Source organism: Superficieibacter sp. HKU1 (genome assembly GCF_029319185.1).
Classification (GTDB): domain Bacteria; phylum Pseudomonadota; class Gammaproteobacteria; order Enterobacterales; family Enterobacteriaceae; genus Superficieibacter.
In genome coordinates, this window is sequence record NZ_CP119754.1 from 218,321 (window position 1) to 234,343 (window position 16,023).

The following is a 16,023-nucleotide window of genomic DNA, read 5'->3' on the forward strand; positions in this document are numbered from 1 at the left end:
GTCTATGCTTGAATTATCCATAGCGCTTCCGGTGAAGGCACAGAATGGCGGGTTGTTTATCTCGCGTGGCATGGGAAGCCACCCCGCGCGAAAACTCACCTCGTGGGAAGTTATTTTTGTTGAAAAAGGGACATTAACGATTCAGGAGGAGGAGAATGTATTTGCGGTGAACGCCGGAGAAAGCCTGGTATTATGGCCGCAGCGTCATCATGTCGGCGTGGGTGATTTTCCCGCCGATCTAAAATTCTATTGGCTACATTTTGACGTGACAAAAGAAGCGCATCATGGCGAATGGTTAACCCACCTTGCCATACCGCAGCACGTTAAAGTGGGTGATCCGCAATATATGATGTCGCTATTTAGGCAATTTCTTAACGAGCAGGAAAATATACAGCGTAGCGTGGCGCTGGAATTAGCGTTACTGCTGATCCTGCAACAAATTGCGCTGGGGGCCGATCATAAAACGGATACCGATGATGCGGGTACGGCGCTGGCGTGGAAAGCGCAGCAGCTTATCCGTACCCAGTTTCATCTTCCGCTCTCCACCTCTGCGCTGGCAAAAGAGCTGCACTGCAACGCCGATTATCTGGGGCGCGTTTACCGCCGGGTTTTTCGCCTGACGCTGACCGACGCCATCCACCGCCAGCGGGTGCGGGCGGCGGAAAAACTGCTTATCAGCGACGCCCGTTCGCTGAAAGAGGTCGCCGGGCTGTGCGGTTTCAGCGATGTCGGCTATTTCCGGCAAATCTTCCGTAAACATACCGGGTTAACGCCCGCCGTCTGGAAGCGACGATACTGTAAAGAGCATATTAACTCGGCATGATCACTGTCCGTAATAAGCGGTTTTCCCGTGCTTGCGCAGATAGTGTTTATCCAGCAGTTCCGGTTGCATATCAGGGAGATCCGGGCTGAGCTGACGCGAGAAAAGCCCCATATAAGCGCATTCCTCCAGCACCACGGCGTTATGCACCGCGTCGGCGGCGTTTTTCCCCCACGCAAACGGCCCGTGAGAATGGACCAGCACCGCCGGGACCTGCATGGGATCAAGGTCGCGCTCTTCGAAGGTTTTAATAATCACCTCGCCGGTCTGGTACTCGTATTCGCCCGCAATCTCCTCCTGGGTCATCCGCCGCGTGCAGGGAATAGTGCCGTAGAAATAGTCAGCATGCGTGGTGCCCCACGCGGGCAAATCGCGGCCCGCCTGCGACCAGATGGTGGCATGGCGTGAATGGGTATGAACAATGCCGCTGATGCCGGGATAGCGGCGATACAGCGCCAGATGGGTAGGGGTATCGGAAGAGGGCTTTTTATCGCCTTCCACCACCTTCCCGGTGGCAATCTCCACCACCACCATATCGCTGGCGGTCATAACAGCGTAATCCACGCCGGAAGGTTTAATCACCATCAAACCGCTGTCATGGTCGACGGCGCTAACGTTGCCCCACGTAAACGTCACCAGATGATGCGCGGGCAGCGCCAGATTGGCCGCCAGCACCTCGGCTTTCAGTTGTTCTAACATATCAATCCTCCTTCCTGCATGCGGGCTTCAATCCAGCGGCGTGCCTGGATAATTTCCAGAACCGGCTCGTTGGCTTTCTCGGTCCACATCTCAATCAGAAATGCGCCGCGGTAATTCAGCTTGCGTAACGTGCTGAAAATGCAGACGAAATCGACGCAGCCTTCGCCAAAAGGCACGTCGCGAAACTGCCCGGCACTTTGCGCCGTGACGGGCTGGGTGTCTTTGAGATGAATGGCTGCAATGCGATCGATACCCAGCGAAAGCTCCGCCTGAACGTCATTGCCCCAGGCGCTCAGATTGCCGACGTCCGGGTAGACGCTGAACCACGGCGAGGCGAGCAGTTCATCCCATTTTTTCCATTTGCTGATGGAGTTCATAAACGCGGTATCCATAATTTCTACCGCCAGCATTACCTGCGACGCGGCGGCCTGCTCTACAGCCCACGCCAGCCCTTCGGCAAAACGCTGCTGGGTGCCTTCATCGTGTTCTTCGTAATAGACGTCGTAACCCGCCAGTTGAATGGTACGAATACCTAAATCGCGGGCGAGGCGGATCGCTTTGCTCATGATTTCACGAGCCCGCACGCGAACGGTTTCATCGCGGCTGCCAAAGGGAAAGCGGCGATGCGCAGAGAGACACATTGAGGGAATAGCGACGCCCGTTTCCAGCATGGCCTGCACCAGCGAGGCGCGCTGAGCGGTGCTCCACTCCAGGCGCGACAGGCGCTCATCGGTTTCATCCACCGACATTTCGACAAAATCGAAGCCGCAGCTTTTCGCCAGCACCAGCCGCTCCGGCCAGCTTAGTTCTTTTGCCAGCGCCTTTTCATAAATACCTAATGGATGGCTGCGCATTATTGCTCTCCCCAGATGGACTGGATCTGCGCGTGGAATTCCGCCGCGACCTGGGCGGGATCGCGGGCACCCGCCAGCGCGCGTCCGGCGATAAACGCTTTTACGCGGATATCTTTAAATAGCGGCAGATCGGCTGGCGTAATGCCGCCGGTAATGGACAGCTCAAGGCCGATGTCGGAAAGCGCCTTCATGCGCGCCAGATCGACCTCGCCCCACTGCTGACCGCTGGCCTGCGCGTCGCGGCCGCGGTGATAAATGGCCTGGCGGATACCGACGCGGTACCAGTCACGGGCATCGTTGAGCGTCCAGTTGCCGAACAGTTCAATCTGGATTTCTCCGCCGCGTGCCTGTGCGACCACATGGCCTTTTTCGATGGTCGCAAGCGGTGCGGCGCAGATAATGGTCATCCAGTTCGCGCCCGCGTCGAAGGCCTGCTGCGCCAGCGTTTCTCCGGCGTCCGCGACCTTCCAGTCAGCGACAATAATCTTCTCCGGACACTGTTCGCGTAGCGCTTTAACCGCGCCAAGCCCTTCGGTCAGACACAGAATGGTGCCCGCTTCGACGATATCAACATGGTTTTTTAGCAGGCTGACGTCGCGCTGCGCGTCAGCAAGACGGGTGTGGTCGAGCGCCAGTTGCAAAAGAGGTCGGCTCATACGTTGTGCTCCTTAATACGGGCATGAAAACCCTGAAGTGCTTCAATCAGAATCTGGTAACGCTGGTATTTGCGTTGGTAGTTAGCGTGTGCGGTGGCGTCCGGGGTAACGGTTCGCAGGTCCCAGGTCAGCGAGCGCTGTGCCTCATGAATGCTGGCGTAAACGCCGGTCCCGACCTGCGCCACCAGCGCGGCCCCAAAACAGCCGGTTTCTTCAATTTGCGGCAGCTCCAGCGGCAGGCCGCTGACGTCGGCAAGCATCTGCATCCAGACCTCAGAATGGGCCGGACCGCCGGTAACACGCAGAGTGTGCACCTCGCGAAAGCGTTCACGCATTCGGTTAAGGTGGGTCATATGGCTGAATACCACGCCTTCAAAAACCGCCTGCAGAAGATGCGCGCGGGTATGCATTGCCTGCATGCCGTAAAACCCGCAGGTCATCTCCAGCCCGGCATTGCTGCCGTAGAGAAAGGGCAGAAAGAACAGGTCGCTGCCCGCTTTCGGCAGGTCGCCGACGCTGCGGTTGATCTCCTCAAACGACATCTCGCCCCACTGCGCGGTCAGCCATTCCAGATTACCGGAGGAGGTGGGACTGGCTTCATGAACAATGTACTGACCTGGCGCGGCATAACGGCCGTAGACATAAGCATGCGTTTCGTTGTGACGCAGTTCATCGGCGATACCGCTGGTGACGGCCCAGGTGCCCATAACGGCGTTCAGGGTATGTTCATCGTTAAGGCCCGCACAAAGTGCGGTGGAAACCACATCAAACAGACCGCCCACGACGGGAGTTCCCGCCGCGAGACCGGTCAGGGCGGCTGCCTGAGCGGTGATCTCCCCGCATATTTCTGTTGAGCCAACAATCGGTGGCAGGGCGCAGTCAATCTCGCTGATGCCAAGCCAGCGGGTCAGGGCCGGGTCATAGCGTCCGTCATGCATGTTGTAAAGGTTGGACTCCGAGATGTTGCTCTCTTCCGCGCCCTTAACGCCCGTCAGGCACCATCGCAGGTAATCATGTCCCATCATCACGCTACCGATACGGGCATAGCGCTGCGGTTGATGCTCTTTTATCCAGCGCAGTAGCGAGACCGGATGCCCGGTCCACAGGGTCTGACGCGTATGCGGGTAAAGCGTGTCCGGTATACCATCCTGCTGCCAGCGGCGGACGATCTCCAGCGCCCGGCGGTCGGAAGAGAGGATGGCGTTACCCAGCGGGCGATCGTTTTTATCCAGCAGGAACAACCCTTTACCCTGCGCAGAAATGCCGACGCCCCGGATTTGCTGGCCTGTTACGCGCGTCTTCAGTAACAGACGGGCAATCGTGGTGGCGCAATGCTGCCACAGCGCGGACATATCCCGTTCCGCATAGCCAGCTTGCGGACTTAACGTGCGCAGCGACTGGCGGGCGACGCCGTGCTCCTTGCCCTGGCGATCGTATAAACCGGCTTTCAGATAAGTACCGCCACAATCGATACCCAGCCAGAAGGTCTCTTTTTCACTCATCGTTATCATCTCGTTGCCCCCGGGGGCGCTGCGCTTACCGGGGCTACAGGTAGCCGCCATGTCTTGTAGGCCTGATAAGCGCAGCGCCATCAGGCATTGTTGCGTTATGCTTCGCGCTTACGCGGGTTTACCGGGCGGGTACTTTCAGCTCTGGCATCGCATTTCGCGGGCAGCAGCAGCGCCATCAGCGCCGCCAGCGCCAGCGAGATGGCCAGGCAGTAAACGCCGGCATCTTTGCTGTAGAGCGTGATCAAAACGCCAACCGCGTAAGGGCCGCAGAAGCCGCCGAGGTTGCCGAGGGCGTTAATTACCCCGCGCGCGCCGCCTGCCATTTCGGCGCTGAACAGGCGTGCCGGAATGGTCCAGAACACCCCTGCGGCGGATTGCAGGAAGAAGCCACAGCCGACCAGCGCGGCATAGGAGAGCCAGATATGGGCCTTCAGCGTGACGGACAAAAACATGCACAGCGCAAAACCAATCAGCGGCAGGGAAACAAACAGCTTACGTTTGCCGGTGCGGTCCGACAGGGAGGAGAAGAGGAACATGCCCGCAATCGCCCCGACGTAGGGCAGAACGGCCAGCATTCCCACCTGGCCGATGCTGGTATGGGTCAGCTCTTTGAGAATGGTCGGCAGCCACAGGGTATAACCGTAAATTCCGGTCTGATAAAAGAAGTTTAGTGCGATCAACTGCCACATGGTTTTGTCGGACAGGACCGCGCTAAGCGAGGCGTTTTTGACCTCTTTACCGACAATGGCCTGCTGCTCTGCGGCCAGTGTTTCCACCAGATAATTTTTCTCGGCCTCTGAAATCCAGCGTGCCTCCTGCGGACGGTCATAAACGGTAAATGCCCACAGTACCAGCACCACCACCGACAGCAGACCTTCGATAATGAACAGCCAGCGCCAGTCCAGTACGGTGATGATCCAGCCGGAGAGCGGTGCGGTGATGATCCCGGCAATGGGCACAAACATAATCACGATGGCGTTAGCACGGCCGCGCTCGGCATCCGGGAACCAGTTGCTGATCATCGTCAGCACCACCGGCAGCATCCCGCCTTCGGCCACGCCCAGCAGAAAACGCAGCACCAGCAACTGATACTGGTTAGTAATAAGGCCGGTCAGCACGGAAATCACCGCCCAGGCGACCAGCGACCAGCCGATAAATTTCTTGCCGCTGCCGTGGACGGCGATTTTACCGCCCGGCACCTGCAAAAAGAGGTAGCCAATAAAGAAGATGCCGCCTGCCAGTCCGGCCATGGTGGCGGAAATACCCAGTTCTTCATCCATCCCGCCAGGCATGGCGAAGGCGATATTGACGCGGTCCATATACGAAATAATACAGGCGATGAGAATAGGTGGGATTATTCTAAGCCAGCGTTGGTGCGGAATATTCGCGGGTGTAGAGCCAGATAAAGTATTCATGATAATTTTCTCATAAAAAAGGTTTTGTTCTGGTGTAATGGCGCAAAGTTTGTTTTTATTTTGTCACTGTGTTCATTGCATCTATGCCATTGCGTAAAATCGCAATCCGATGCCCGACATCAGCATTAGCATTTATTTCAAGCAGTTTGATACCGGCAAATTGCAGAGTTGCTGCATCGGCCGCATTAAATACTTCACGCGCGCGATCCACCGTCAGCAAACTCTCTTCGCAGAACGGGGCAAAGGGCGCATGTAAATCCTGCCATTCGCCGTAATCCCCCGTTTCCGTCGTGCCGGAGAACATGAGCGCGCCGAGTTTTCCCGCCCGTTTTGCCATTTGCGTATGCGTCAGCGGCAGCGTGGTATTGCGCCCTTCAATGGCGGAGCGCGCCCAGTTAATACAGACGCTGATATCGTAGCCGCTGAGCACATCCAGCACGTTTTCCAGCGGCAGAAAGCCTTTGCGCGGCGCAGGCTGCGTCATTGCATCGCAGTGCTCCAGCACCAGCTTGCATGACCAGTCCCAGCTGGCGATCTCTTTTATCGAGCGGGCGAACGCCTCGGTTGCCTGGTCTGCATCGGCGTTGCCTGCCAGAGGAGCCGCCTGGATTTCCAGGGCGATCACTTTGCCGCCGTGCCTGGCGTTAACAGAGGCGATTTTCTGCTGCAGATGGCGGTAGTAATCAACGCAGGCCCGACGCTGGTTTTCATCGCTGGAGGCAAGACCAAAGCCACTGTTGAGTCCGCGACGGCGCATGGTTTCCATAATGGCGGTGACAACGATCTGCCACTCTCCGGGCGTGTGTTGCCATAGCCACTCGTCACCATAAGGATGCAGATTTTCCAGGCAGGGCTGCTCCAGTCCGCGTATATCAGCGGTATCGGCGAGCTGTCGCCAGAATGCGCTTTCTTCCTCTTCGCTTTTCTGGTGAAACGACGGCGCGCAGGGGTACGCGCCAATAATATAACCGGCGTTATTGCTTTTCATATTGTGCTCCTGATATTTATCGGGCTTGATAAATATGCAAGTAATTAAAGCGCCGCGAGGGCAACCTTGACGACAATTTTACGAATGGGTGTTGCCGCTATTTTATTACAGCCAGGACGATGCACATCCTGCGGGAAAAATATGGCGTAACTGCCCGGCACCATTTCAATAAAAGATTCGTTTTCGCTCTGGTGATAAAAAATAATATCGCGTTGCTCAAGCAGTGATTCACTGATTTCATTGTTGCCGTTGTCGATGGCGATGCCGATTTTCTCTTCGCCCCACGCGAGAAACTGGATATCCAGATACCGACGGTGTACTTCCGGCTTATTCTCCTGCGCCTCGCGGGTAGTTAAATCGATAATCTGGGCAAAAATGTCTTTGCCGTCGATCTCTTTAACGCCCGGATCGAGCTGGCGAAAATCCGTGGTGCGCAAAAATTCGAGCGCCTTTTCGATTGCCGCAGGCAGGCGGCAAGGATTAGGTTGGTTAATGTGACCGAAGATCATCATCCACCTCCTGTAGCGCCTGAATTTTCGCCCATACGCTGTCATCAACGGTGATGCCGTTACGACGGTTTTCCTCCAGCAGACGGGTAAACTCGTGTCCCGGCAGACGAATGGCAACATCTTCATCGGAACGGTCGGCGGTGGTGACAAAGTCCATAATCCGCTGGAGTTTGGCGTCGCGCGTCGCCCCGTCGATCAGCTTATCGACTTCAATGGCGATGAAAATCTGCGAGACGCCATATTCGTCGCTGTTGTCCTGAGTGACCTCCGCCACGGATGCGCCGTCAGAAAGCAGGGTGGCAATCATGTCCAGCACGATAGAAAGCCCGGAGCCTTTCCAGTAGCCCATCGGCAGAATGCGGCGGTTTTTCTCGATCACGCCCGGCTCTTTGGTCAGTTGGCCGTCATCGTCGAAGCCGCCGTCCACCGGCAGGGTACGGCCCGCCAGCCGGTTCACTTCCAGCATGCCGTAAGAGAACATCGACATCGACATATCCACCATTGTGATGGGGTTCGACGGGATGGCGACGATCAGCGGATTGGTGCCAATGCGGCATTCCTTCGCGCCCCACGGCGGCATGACAGCAATCGAGTTGGTCCAGCAGATGCCAATGTAGCCTTTCTCCGCCGCCTGCCAGCCGTAACTGCCGCCGCGCATCCAGTGGTTAGCGTTACGCAGGGCGACCAGCCCGATACCGTGATCCGATGCCAGCCCGGTCGCGCGATCCATCATCTTTTTCGCCGTCAAATTGCCAATCGAACGCTGCGCGTCCCACTGCTCGATCGCGCCGAGGCTGACGATACGTTTCGGTGCCGCGTCGGGAATAATATCGCCCGCATCGAGTTGCTGAATAAAACGTGGAAATCGGTTTACGCCGTGTGAATACACGCCGGATTCGGTAGTGCGGGCAAACATTTCCGCGCAGGCATCGGCTGTGTCGCTGGCGACGCCACGTGAAAGCAGTACCTGATTAAAAGCGGCTTTCAACTGTTCAAATGTGACTTTCATCGTTCTTTTTCTCCCGTCTTTACATGACGTCCTGAGTGCTTTTTTACCTTTAAATTTCACTATGCGAAATCTGATTTCAAATATAACGATCAATATTTAACAGATCAATGGGTGGCTTTGTTTTTTAAAAACATAAAAATCAATAGGTTGTAAATTTTTAGTCCAGATCGTGAACTGAACCACACTTTGCGCTACCATCAGGACGCGATAAAAAGGAGTGAGGAAGCAATGAGTACGAAAGAGAGCGATGTAATGCAGGATAAAGAGAGGCCCGCCGGAAGCCAGAGCCTGTTTCGCGGCTTAATGCTGATTGAGATCCTCAGTAACTATCCGAACGGTTGTCCACTGGCACACCTGTCTGAACTGGCGGGGCTGAACAAAAGTACCGTTCATCGTCTGCTACAGGGTTTGCAGTCCTGCGGCTATGTGACGCCCGCGCCTGCGGCAGGCAGCTATCGGCTGACGACGAAATTTATTGCGGTAGGGCAGAAAGCGCTTTCGTCCCTGAATATTATCCACGTTGCCGCGCCGCACCTGGAGGCGCTGAACCTGGCAACCGGGGAAACCATTAACTTTTCCAGCCGCGAAGACGATCATGCGATTCTGATCTACAAGCTGGAGCCGACGACCGGCATGCTGCGCACCCGCGCTTATATCGGGCAGCATATGCCGCTCTACTGTTCGGCGATGGGCAAGATTTATATGGCGTTCGGACACCCGGATTATGTGGAGACGTACTGGCAGAGCCACCAGGACAGTATTCAGCCGCTAACCCGCAATACGATTACCGGCCTGCCTGCGATGTACGATGAGCTGGCGCAAATTCGTGAGAGCAGGATGGCGATGGACAGGGAAGAGAACGAGCTGGGGGTGTCATGCATTGCCGTACCGGTATTTGATATCCACCACCGCGTGCCCTATGCGATTTCGATTTCACTTTCGACTTCGCGCCTCAAGCAGATCGGTGAGAAGAATTTGCTTAAGCCGTTACGGGAGACCGCACAGGCTATCTCTAACGAGCTGGGTTTCAGCGTGCGGGAATAAGGCACAAGGTTGATGATAAAGCGCCTGACGTCATCGGGGCGACCACCGGGTTGGGCGTCCCTCCGGGAACCCAATCCCGGTGTTTCCCCTGTTAACCTGTTTTCCTGACCGTCAGATGCCCCATCATTCTCTGGCATCTGACAAATCTTTCTCCTTTCCCGCGTCGGATCAAAGCATTGACGCCATCTTCTCTGGCACTCTGCTTTTTTTCTCTGCCGGAGAAAGGCATGAATCGATTTATTCGCGCCGATTCCACAAAATGCATCGGCTGCCGCACCTGTGAAATAGCCTGCGCGGTGTCGCATCAGGCGCAGCAGGATTGCGCCGCGTTAACCGCCGCTGCCTTTATTCCACGTATTCGGGTGATTAAAGCGGATACCTTTTCAACCGCCGTTACCTGCCATCATTGTGAAGACGCACCCTGCGCCAGAGTGTGCCCCAACGGTGCTATCAGCCGCCGTAACGGCGCGATTCTGGTTGAGCAAAGCCGCTGTATCGGCTGCAAGAGTTGCATGGTTGCCTGTCCGTTTGGCGCGATGCAAGTCGTTACGGCGCAGGAGGGCGTAACGGCGCTGAAGTGCGATCTCTGCCAGCATCGTGATGGCGGCCCCGCCTGCGTTGAGGCCTGCCCGACCCATGCGCTTGAATGTCTCGATCCGGATCAATTACAGCGCGCGCGGCTACGTACGCCGCGCGGCGTTTATCCTTCCAGCCAGGCGCGTTCGATCTCTTCGGCGAGGATTTTTACCCCTGCCTCGATTTTCTCCGGGTCCGGCACGTAATTCATCCGCATGCACTGGTGGGTATGCGGCCAGGGTTTGTCCAGACCGGGGAAGAAGTAATGACCGGGCACCATCAGCACGCCGCGTTTTTTCAGACGCTGGTACAGCAGCTCGGTTGAGATGGGCAAATCTTTAAACCACAGCCAGAGGAAAATCGCGCCTTCAGGTTTGTGGATCAAACAACGTTCTTCCGGCAGATAACGGCGAATAAGGGCCACCGTCTCCTGCACGCGCTGGTAGTAAAACGGCTTGATGACCGTTTCCGAAAGACGTAATAAATCGTTACGCTTAATCATCTCGCTCATCATCGCCGGACCCATGCCGCCCGGAGCCAGGCTGATAATGCCGTTCATATTGGTAATGGCGGAGATGATTTTTTCATTAGCGATGATAATTCCGCAGCGGCTTCCCGGCAGGCCCAGTTTGGACAGGCTCATGCACAGTACGATATTCGGGTTCCACAGCGGGCGCGCTTCGCTAAAAATGATGCCGGGGAAGGGGACGCCGTAGGCATTGTCGATCACCAGCGGGATGCCGTGCTGGTTGGCCAGCACATCCAGCTTCATGATCTCTTCATCGGTGATGACGTTGCCCGTCGGGTTCGTCGGGCGTGAGACGCAGATCATCCCGGTGTCTTCACCCACGTGCAGATGTTCAAAATCAACGTGATACTTAAACTGTCCTTCCGGCAGCAGTTCAATATTAGGGCGTGCGGAGACGAACAGATCCTCTTCCAGCCCCGCATCGGCATAGCCAATGTACTCCGGTGCCAGCGGGAAAAGCACCTTGCGCGTGGTACCGTCGGCGCGTCGTCCGGCAAAAAGATTAAATAAGTAGAAAAATGCGCTCTGGCTGCCGTTTGTTAGTGCAATATTCTGCGGTTCAATATCCCAGCCCAGCTCTTTACGTAGCATATCCGCCAGCAGCGCCAGTAATTCGCTTTTCCCCTGCGGACCATCATAGTTACATAGCGCGTCCGTGGCGTTGCCGTTTGCCAGCATATCGGCAAGCAGCTGATGAAAGTAGTCGGTCATCGCCGGGATTTGCGCCGGATTGCCGCCGCCCAGCATGATTGCGCCTGGGGTGCGTAAACCGTCGTTCAGGTCCTCCATCAGGCGGGTAATGCCGGAATGGCGGGTAAATTTGTCGCCGAAAAGGGAAAATGTCATAGCGGAGATCTGTCGGGCCTGTTTGAAAGAGAGTAACGATAACGCGCCCGGTGACGCGGTGCAAATCGGGGAAACGGGGAATGGATGACGTATTTAACTACAATTTATTACTAACGTAGATTTTTATGCGGGGCGACATGTGCCCCGCATAGAAAAGGTTATTTATTGTTCCCTGCCCAGACGACCATTACGGTATCGTCGCCTTTTTTGCGAATAAAACCGTATCCCTGCGATAGCGTCAGCGTGGTCTGTTTACCCTCGCCAACCGCCGGATGGCGGGCGCGGAACTGGCCGAGTTTTTGCCAGTGCGCGACACTCTCTGAGGCTTTCCCGGCGATATCCTGCCAGTTCATCTGCGAACGCGTGCCCTGAAGCGGGTCCGATCCGGTGGGGCCAAAAGGCCGCGCCGACTCATCACCATAAAAAATCTGTACCGCACCGGGGGCCAGTAAAAGCAGTTCCGCTGCTTTGTTACCGCCTTCGCGGAACAGACGAGTATCGTGGGAAGAGAGATAGCTCAATACGTTAAAGGTCTGAAGCTTATCCGCCATTTGCTGCCAGACAGGATCGATATTCGCCAGGCAGTCAACCGCACCTGCGGCCTGCTCCTGATAATCGAAGTTGATCATCGCGTCAAAACCGTGGCGGTAATAGTCGCTCTGCATCACGCCGTGACCCCAGGACTCGCCGGTCATCCAGAACGGCGCGTCATCCAGCGCTTTATCTGGATTTGCCGCTTTCCACGCCGCGAGCGCTTCGCTGGCCTGAGTTTTCAGCTGCTGCCAGCCCTCCATCTCGACGTGTTTTGCGGTATCGACCCGGAAGCCGTCTATACCGTAATCGCGTACCCACTGACTTAACCAGTGGGTGAGATAATCGCGCGGCGTGTAACCCGCGATGGCTTTGGCGTGCGTGTCGGGCTTGTGCTGATAAAACACCGGTAAACCGGACGGCGTGGTAGATTCAGTTTTTAAATCGGGCAGAAAGGCCAGCGACATGGTCAGGTCGTCAAAACCGGGATTGTCATAATCGCCGATATCGGTACGGATCCAGTTTTTGCCCCACCACTTGTCCCAGCTCGCCTTGTCACTGAAGTTAATGTAATCGTTAAAGCTGTGCCAGCTCTGTCCGGCGGCGGGTTTCCAGTCGGTCCAGCGATCGCCCAGCGTTTTTTTCAGCTCGTCGCCTTTAAGATACAGCGCGCCGAACTGGTACTCCTGCATATCGGCAAGGGTGGCGTAACCGGTATGGTTCATTACCACGTCAAAGAGGATGCGGATACCACGCTTATGCGCTTCATCAACCAGTTTGTGCAGATCCGCCTCATCGCCCATATTGGCGTCCAGCCGGGTCCAGTCCTGGGTGTAATACCCATGATAGGCGTAGTGTGGAAAATCGCCTTTCGTGCCGCCGCCCACCCAGCCGTGGATTTGCTCAAGCGGCGAGCTTATCCACAGCGCATTGACGCCGAGCTGTTGTAAATAATCCAGTTTGCTGGTCAGCCCTTTTAAATCGCCGCCGTGGAAGGTGCCAATCTCTTCCATGCCGTCTTTATGTCGACCGTAGCTGTTGTCGTTAGCGGGGTCGCCATTGACAAAACGATCGGTCAGCACGAAATAGACGGTGGCGTTGTGCCAGTCAAATGCGGCAGGCGCATCGGTTTCCGCACGCTCCAGCAATAATAGGCCCTGGCTTCCGGCGGCAGGCATGAGGGTGATTTTGCCCTGCTGGACGGTCGCGGTTTGTTGACTATAGAAGTCGCGCACGGCGCTGCCTTCCGGAAAAGTCTGGCTGACATCCAGCGTTAAAGGTTTACCATCCCATACCGGACACTGGCGGATAACGGCTGTGCGGGTTTCCTGCGCGGGACTTTGCACGCGAATTGTCAGGGTTGGCGTGCCGGAGCGGGTATCGACTTGCAGTTGATAATCACCATCGCGGAACAGACGCCACTGCGGCGCATCGCCGCTACAGGGCTTAAGCGACAACATCTGGTTGAGCTTAATGGCGTCCGCTGGCTGCCAGCACTGTTGGTCAAAATTTATGGTTAAAGGGCGCGTACCCTTCGTCAGTGCGGCCTGACTTACGAATTTTCCGGTACCTTCTGGCGTGAACGCTGGAAAGCCGGGCGCATTCCAGGCAGCAAACGCCATGCCGGGTAGCAGCAGCGGTAAAAGTGCGGCGAATTTCATGGCGATGTCCTGTCACGGTGTTTAGCGCATTTTGCACGCAAATTTTTCCGGCGTGCTCCTCCTTAGCAGCAACCTGACGGGGAGGATGGCACGGGGTGAGTGATGGCGCGCAAAAAAACAGCAAAAAGTGAGAGATACGTAGCACTTGTGGCGCGTAAATGAGCAAAGTTTACACTTTACACGTGACATTATTTCGGATTTTCTCTATTCCTTTACGTGCTCATGAAGGATATTTTTGGTAAGGTTCGGGGCTCAGTGCTTATTTCCTTAACATAACTAAGGCGTTTGGATGCTTAAATCCGACCAGGAGACTTAATGATATCGACTCCCCTTCGACGATATGGGGCCATGATACTCATGTTACTCACCTATGCTTTTTCGGGTGGGACGTTTGCAAAAACGCACACAACAACGAGTGATATAGCCCGAATAACAGCGACAAGTAATAAAAAGGTTAGCAGTAAACAAGAGTATTCTCGCAATAGTGATTTAAGTAGTTCACTCCCTGACTTGCGAAAATACCCTTCCGGAACACCAAGAAAAAAAGCGTTTCTCCGGACGGTCATGCCTTATATTACCAGTCAAAATGCAGCGATTACGGCAGAGCGTAACTGGCTGATCTCAAAGCAATATAGCAGCCAATGGTCGCCTGCGGAGCGTTCACGCCTGAAGGATATTACGAAGCGCTATAAGATCAGCTGGTCTGGCAATACGCGTCGTGTTCCGTGGAACAAACTGCTTGAGCGCGTGGATATTATTCCGGACAGTATGATTGCGACCATGGCTGCCGCAGAAAGCGGCTGGGGTACCTCAAAGCTGGCACGTAATAATAACAATCTCTTCGGCATGAAATGTGCGAAGGGTCGTTGCACCAACGCGCCGGGTAAAGTCAAAGGCTACTCGCAGTTTGGTTCGGTGAAAGAGTCGGTTAACGCCTACGTCGTTAATCTGAATACGCACCCGGCCTATACGTCATTCCGTAAGTCGCGTGCGCAGTTGCGTAAAGCGGATCAGGAAGTGACGGCGACGGCAATGATTCATAAGCTGGAAGGTTACTCCACGAAAGGCGCAAGCTATAACAACTTCTTGTTTTCCATGTATCAGGATAATCAGCGGTTGATTGCGGCACATATGTAATTGTTACGTTAGCGTAATATCAGAAAGCCTTCTGTCAGGAAGGCTTTTTTGTTTCTACACCATCACCTCACTATACCGCTCCCGGTAATCCTTCGGCGTGGCGTCATATTCTTTCTTAAAAACCGAATAGAAATATTGCAGCGAAGGGTAGCCACACATCTGGGAAATTTCGTTGATCGACAGCGATGTGGAAATCAGCAGGCTACGGGCCTTATCCAGTTTTTCTGCGTGGATCACTGCATGAATTGTCTCGCCAACCTCTTCTTTAAAACGTTTCTCCAGGTTTGATCGGGAAATACCGACCGAATCCAGCACCTGATCTACCTTGATGCCTTTGCAGGCATTATTACGGATATAGTGCATAGCCTGAATCACTGCTGGATCGCTCAGTGAGCGGTAGTCGGTTGAGCGGCGCTCAATAACGCGCGCAGGAGGAACAAGCACACGTTGTAAGGGTAGTTCTTCGTTATCCATTAAGCGGTGCAGAAGCTTGGCGGCCTGATAGCCCATCTGCCGCGTGCCCTGCGCTACGGATGACAGCGCTACCCGGGAGAGGTAGCGGGTCAGCTCTTCGTTATCAATGCCGATGACGCACAGTTTTTCCGGAACCGGAATATGCAGATGCTCGCAGGCCTGGAGGATGTGCCGCGCTCTGGCATCGGTAACGGCAATGATGCCGGTCTGCGGCGGCAGCGTTTGCAGCCAGTCGGCAAGACGATTTTGCGCGTGCTGCCAGTTTTCCGGCGCGGTTTGCTGCCCCTGATACACAACACCGCGGTATCTCTCCTTAGCGACCAACTGGCAAAAAGCATACTCTCGCTCTGCTGCCCAGCGTTTTCCGCTGGAAGCGGGTAGCCCATAAAATGCAAAGCGATGAACGCCCTTTTCCTTCAGGTGTAAAAAGGCGCTTTCCACCAGCGCATAGTTATCGGTAGCGATGTAATGCACCGCCGGATAGCGCTCAGGCAAATGATAAGAGCCGCCGACGCCGACGATAGGAACTCCGACATCGGCCAGCAATTGTTCGATTTCCGGATCGTCGTAATCGGCTATGACGCCATCACCTAACCACTCTTTGATGTTTTCAATACGGGCGCGGAAATCCTCTTCAATAAAGATGTCCCATTCTGATTGTGACGCCTGTAAATATTCCCCTACACCCTCAACGACCTGACGGTCGTAGGCTTTATTTGCATTGAATAACAGCGTAATGCGGTGACGTTTTTCAAACATGATGC

At 55.2% G+C, this 16,023-nt stretch carries 15 protein-coding genes; 4 read left to right on the plus strand and 11 right to left on the minus strand.

The window, feature by feature from the left end:
- Positions 1 to 4 precede the first annotated feature (4 nt).
- Positions 5 to 823, plus strand: coding sequence for a helix-turn-helix domain-containing protein (locus P0H77_RS01075; RefSeq protein ID WP_276161216.1), 819 nt, complete (start codon positions 5 to 7; stop codon positions 821 to 823).
- On the opposite strand, the gene araD is transcribed toward P0H77_RS01075, so the two are convergent.
- From araD to yiaK, 8 genes are all read right to left on the minus strand, one after another.
- Positions 824 to 1,519 carry an L-ribulose-5-phosphate 4-epimerase gene (gene araD, locus P0H77_RS01080; protein ID WP_276161217.1) on the minus strand — a complete coding sequence of 232 codons (696 nt, stop codon included), beginning with the start codon at positions 1,517 to 1,519 and terminating at the stop codon, positions 824 to 826.
- Positions 1,513 to 2,373 (minus strand): L-ribulose-5-phosphate 3-epimerase, encoded by an 861-nt coding sequence (locus tag P0H77_RS01085; protein ID WP_276161218.1) that lies wholly within the window; start codon positions 2,371 to 2,373, stop codon positions 1,513 to 1,515. The genes araD and P0H77_RS01085 overlap by 7 nt, the downstream gene beginning before the upstream one ends.
- Positions 2,373 to 3,029, minus strand: coding sequence for a 3-keto-L-gulonate-6-phosphate decarboxylase UlaD (gene ulaD, locus P0H77_RS01090; RefSeq protein WP_276161219.1), 657 nt, complete (start codon positions 3,027 to 3,029; stop codon positions 2,373 to 2,375). The genes P0H77_RS01085 and ulaD overlap by 1 nt, the downstream gene beginning before the upstream one ends.
- Positions 3,026 to 4,531: an FGGY-family carbohydrate kinase gene (locus P0H77_RS01095; protein ID WP_276165215.1), complete on the minus strand. Its 1,506-nt coding sequence runs from the start codon at positions 4,529 to 4,531 to the stop codon at positions 3,026 to 3,028. Before P0H77_RS01095 ends, ulaD begins: the two co-directional genes overlap by 4 nt.
- A 104-nt stretch (positions 4,532 to 4,635) precedes the next feature.
- Positions 4,636 to 5,955 carry an MFS transporter gene (locus tag P0H77_RS01100; protein ID WP_276161220.1) on the minus strand — a complete coding sequence of 440 codons (1,320 nt, stop codon included), beginning with the start codon at positions 5,953 to 5,955 and terminating at the stop codon, positions 4,636 to 4,638.
- A 55-nt stretch (positions 5,956 to 6,010) separates the two neighbouring features.
- Complete coding sequence (locus P0H77_RS01105) at positions 6,011 to 6,943, minus strand: DUF4862 family protein (protein ID WP_276161221.1); 933 nt, start codon at positions 6,941 to 6,943, stop codon at positions 6,011 to 6,013.
- Positions 6,944 to 6,987: 44 nt separating this feature from the next.
- Positions 6,988 to 7,452 (minus strand): YhcH/YjgK/YiaL family protein, encoded by a 465-nt coding sequence (locus P0H77_RS01110; protein ID WP_276165217.1) that lies wholly within the window; start codon positions 7,450 to 7,452, stop codon positions 6,988 to 6,990.
- Positions 7,433 to 8,461 carry a 3-dehydro-L-gulonate 2-dehydrogenase gene (gene yiaK, locus P0H77_RS01115; protein ID WP_276161222.1) on the minus strand — a complete coding sequence of 343 codons (1,029 nt, stop codon included), beginning with the start codon at positions 8,459 to 8,461 and terminating at the stop codon, positions 7,433 to 7,435. The genes P0H77_RS01110 and yiaK overlap by 20 nt, the downstream gene beginning before the upstream one ends.
- A 228-nt stretch (positions 8,462 to 8,689) precedes the next feature.
- Between yiaK and yiaJ the strand changes: the two genes are divergently transcribed.
- The gene (yiaJ, locus tag P0H77_RS01120; protein ID WP_194207532.1) at positions 8,690 to 9,505 is read left to right on the plus strand and encodes an IclR family transcriptional regulator YiaJ; all 816 of its coding nucleotides are present in this window, start codon (positions 8,690 to 8,692) and stop codon (positions 9,503 to 9,505) included.
- Positions 9,506 to 9,732: 227 nt separating this feature from the next.
- Positions 9,733 to 10,287, plus strand: coding sequence for a 4Fe-4S dicluster domain-containing protein (locus P0H77_RS01125; protein WP_276161224.1), 555 nt, complete (start codon positions 9,733 to 9,735; stop codon positions 10,285 to 10,287).
- Here the strand turns inward: P0H77_RS01125 and avtA are convergent.
- Together avtA and P0H77_RS01135 are read right to left on the minus strand one after the other, a co-directional pair.
- Positions 10,206 to 11,456, minus strand: a complete 1,251-nt coding sequence (gene avtA, locus P0H77_RS01130; protein WP_276161227.1) for a valine--pyruvate transaminase — start codon at positions 11,454 to 11,456, stop codon at positions 10,206 to 10,208. The two genes, P0H77_RS01125 and avtA, sit on opposite strands and share 82 nt — an antisense overlap.
- Positions 11,457 to 11,614: 158 nt before the next feature.
- The gene (locus P0H77_RS01135) at positions 11,615 to 13,648 is read right to left on the minus strand and encodes an alpha-amylase (protein ID WP_276161229.1); all 2,034 of its coding nucleotides are present in this window, start codon (positions 13,646 to 13,648) and stop codon (positions 11,615 to 11,617) included.
- A 315-nt stretch (positions 13,649 to 13,963) separates the two neighbouring features.
- Between P0H77_RS01135 and P0H77_RS01140 the strand changes: the two genes are divergently transcribed.
- The gene (locus P0H77_RS01140) at positions 13,964 to 14,785 is read left to right on the plus strand and encodes a protein bax (RefSeq protein ID WP_276161234.1); all 822 of its coding nucleotides are present in this window, start codon (positions 13,964 to 13,966) and stop codon (positions 14,783 to 14,785) included.
- 54 nt (positions 14,786 to 14,839) lie between these two features.
- On the opposite strand, the gene xylR is transcribed toward P0H77_RS01140, so the two are convergent.
- The gene (xylR, locus tag P0H77_RS01145; protein WP_276161237.1) at positions 14,840 to 16,018 is read right to left on the minus strand and encodes a D-xylose utilization transcriptional activator XylR; all 1,179 of its coding nucleotides are present in this window, start codon (positions 16,016 to 16,018) and stop codon (positions 14,840 to 14,842) included.
- Positions 16,019 to 16,023 lie beyond the last annotated feature (5 nt).

What these genes read in the sequence shown, in the direction of transcription:
- P0H77_RS01075 (WP_276161216.1), top strand. Translation starts at nt 5, where the DNA reads ATGCTTGAATTATCCATAGCGCTTCCGGTGAAGGCACAGAATGGCGGG.
- araD (WP_276161217.1), bottom strand. Translation starts at nt 1,519, where the DNA reads ATGTTAGAACAACTGAAAGCCGAGGTGCTGGCGGCCAATCTGGCGCTG.
- P0H77_RS01085 (WP_276161218.1), bottom strand. Translation starts at nt 2,373, where the DNA reads ATGCGCAGCCATCCATTAGGTATTTATGAAAAGGCGCTGGCAAAAGAA.
- ulaD (WP_276161219.1), bottom strand. Translation starts at nt 3,029, where the DNA reads ATGAGCCGACCTCTTTTGCAACTGGCGCTCGACCACACCCGTCTTGCT.
- P0H77_RS01095 (WP_276165215.1), bottom strand. Translation starts at nt 4,531, where the DNA reads ATGAGTGAAAAAGAGACCTTCTGGCTGGGTATCGATTGTGGCGGTACT.
- P0H77_RS01100 (WP_276161220.1), bottom strand. Translation starts at nt 5,955, where the DNA reads ATGAATACTTTATCTGGCTCTACACCCGCGAATATTCCGCACCAACGC.
- P0H77_RS01105 (WP_276161221.1), bottom strand. Translation starts at nt 6,943, where the DNA reads ATGAAAAGCAATAACGCCGGTTATATTATTGGCGCGTACCCCTGCGCG.
- P0H77_RS01110 (WP_276165217.1), bottom strand. Translation starts at nt 7,452, where the DNA reads ATGATCTTCGGTCACATTAACCAACCTAATCCTTGCCGCCTGCCTGCG.
- yiaK (WP_276161222.1), bottom strand. Translation starts at nt 8,461, where the DNA reads ATGAAAGTCACATTTGAACAGTTGAAAGCCGCTTTTAATCAGGTACTG.
- yiaJ (WP_194207532.1), top strand. Translation starts at nt 8,690, where the DNA reads ATGAGTACGAAAGAGAGCGATGTAATGCAGGATAAAGAGAGGCCCGCC.
- P0H77_RS01125 (WP_276161224.1), top strand. Translation starts at nt 9,733, where the DNA reads ATGAATCGATTTATTCGCGCCGATTCCACAAAATGCATCGGCTGCCGC.
- avtA (WP_276161227.1), bottom strand. Translation starts at nt 11,456, where the DNA reads ATGACATTTTCCCTTTTCGGCGACAAATTTACCCGCCATTCCGGCATT.
- P0H77_RS01135 (WP_276161229.1), bottom strand. Translation starts at nt 13,648, where the DNA reads ATGAAATTCGCCGCACTTTTACCGCTGCTGCTACCCGGCATGGCGTTT.
- P0H77_RS01140 (WP_276161234.1), top strand. Translation starts at nt 13,964, where the DNA reads ATGATATCGACTCCCCTTCGACGATATGGGGCCATGATACTCATGTTA.
- xylR (WP_276161237.1), bottom strand. Translation starts at nt 16,018, where the DNA reads ATGTTTGAAAAACGTCACCGCATTACGCTGTTATTCAATGCAAATAAA.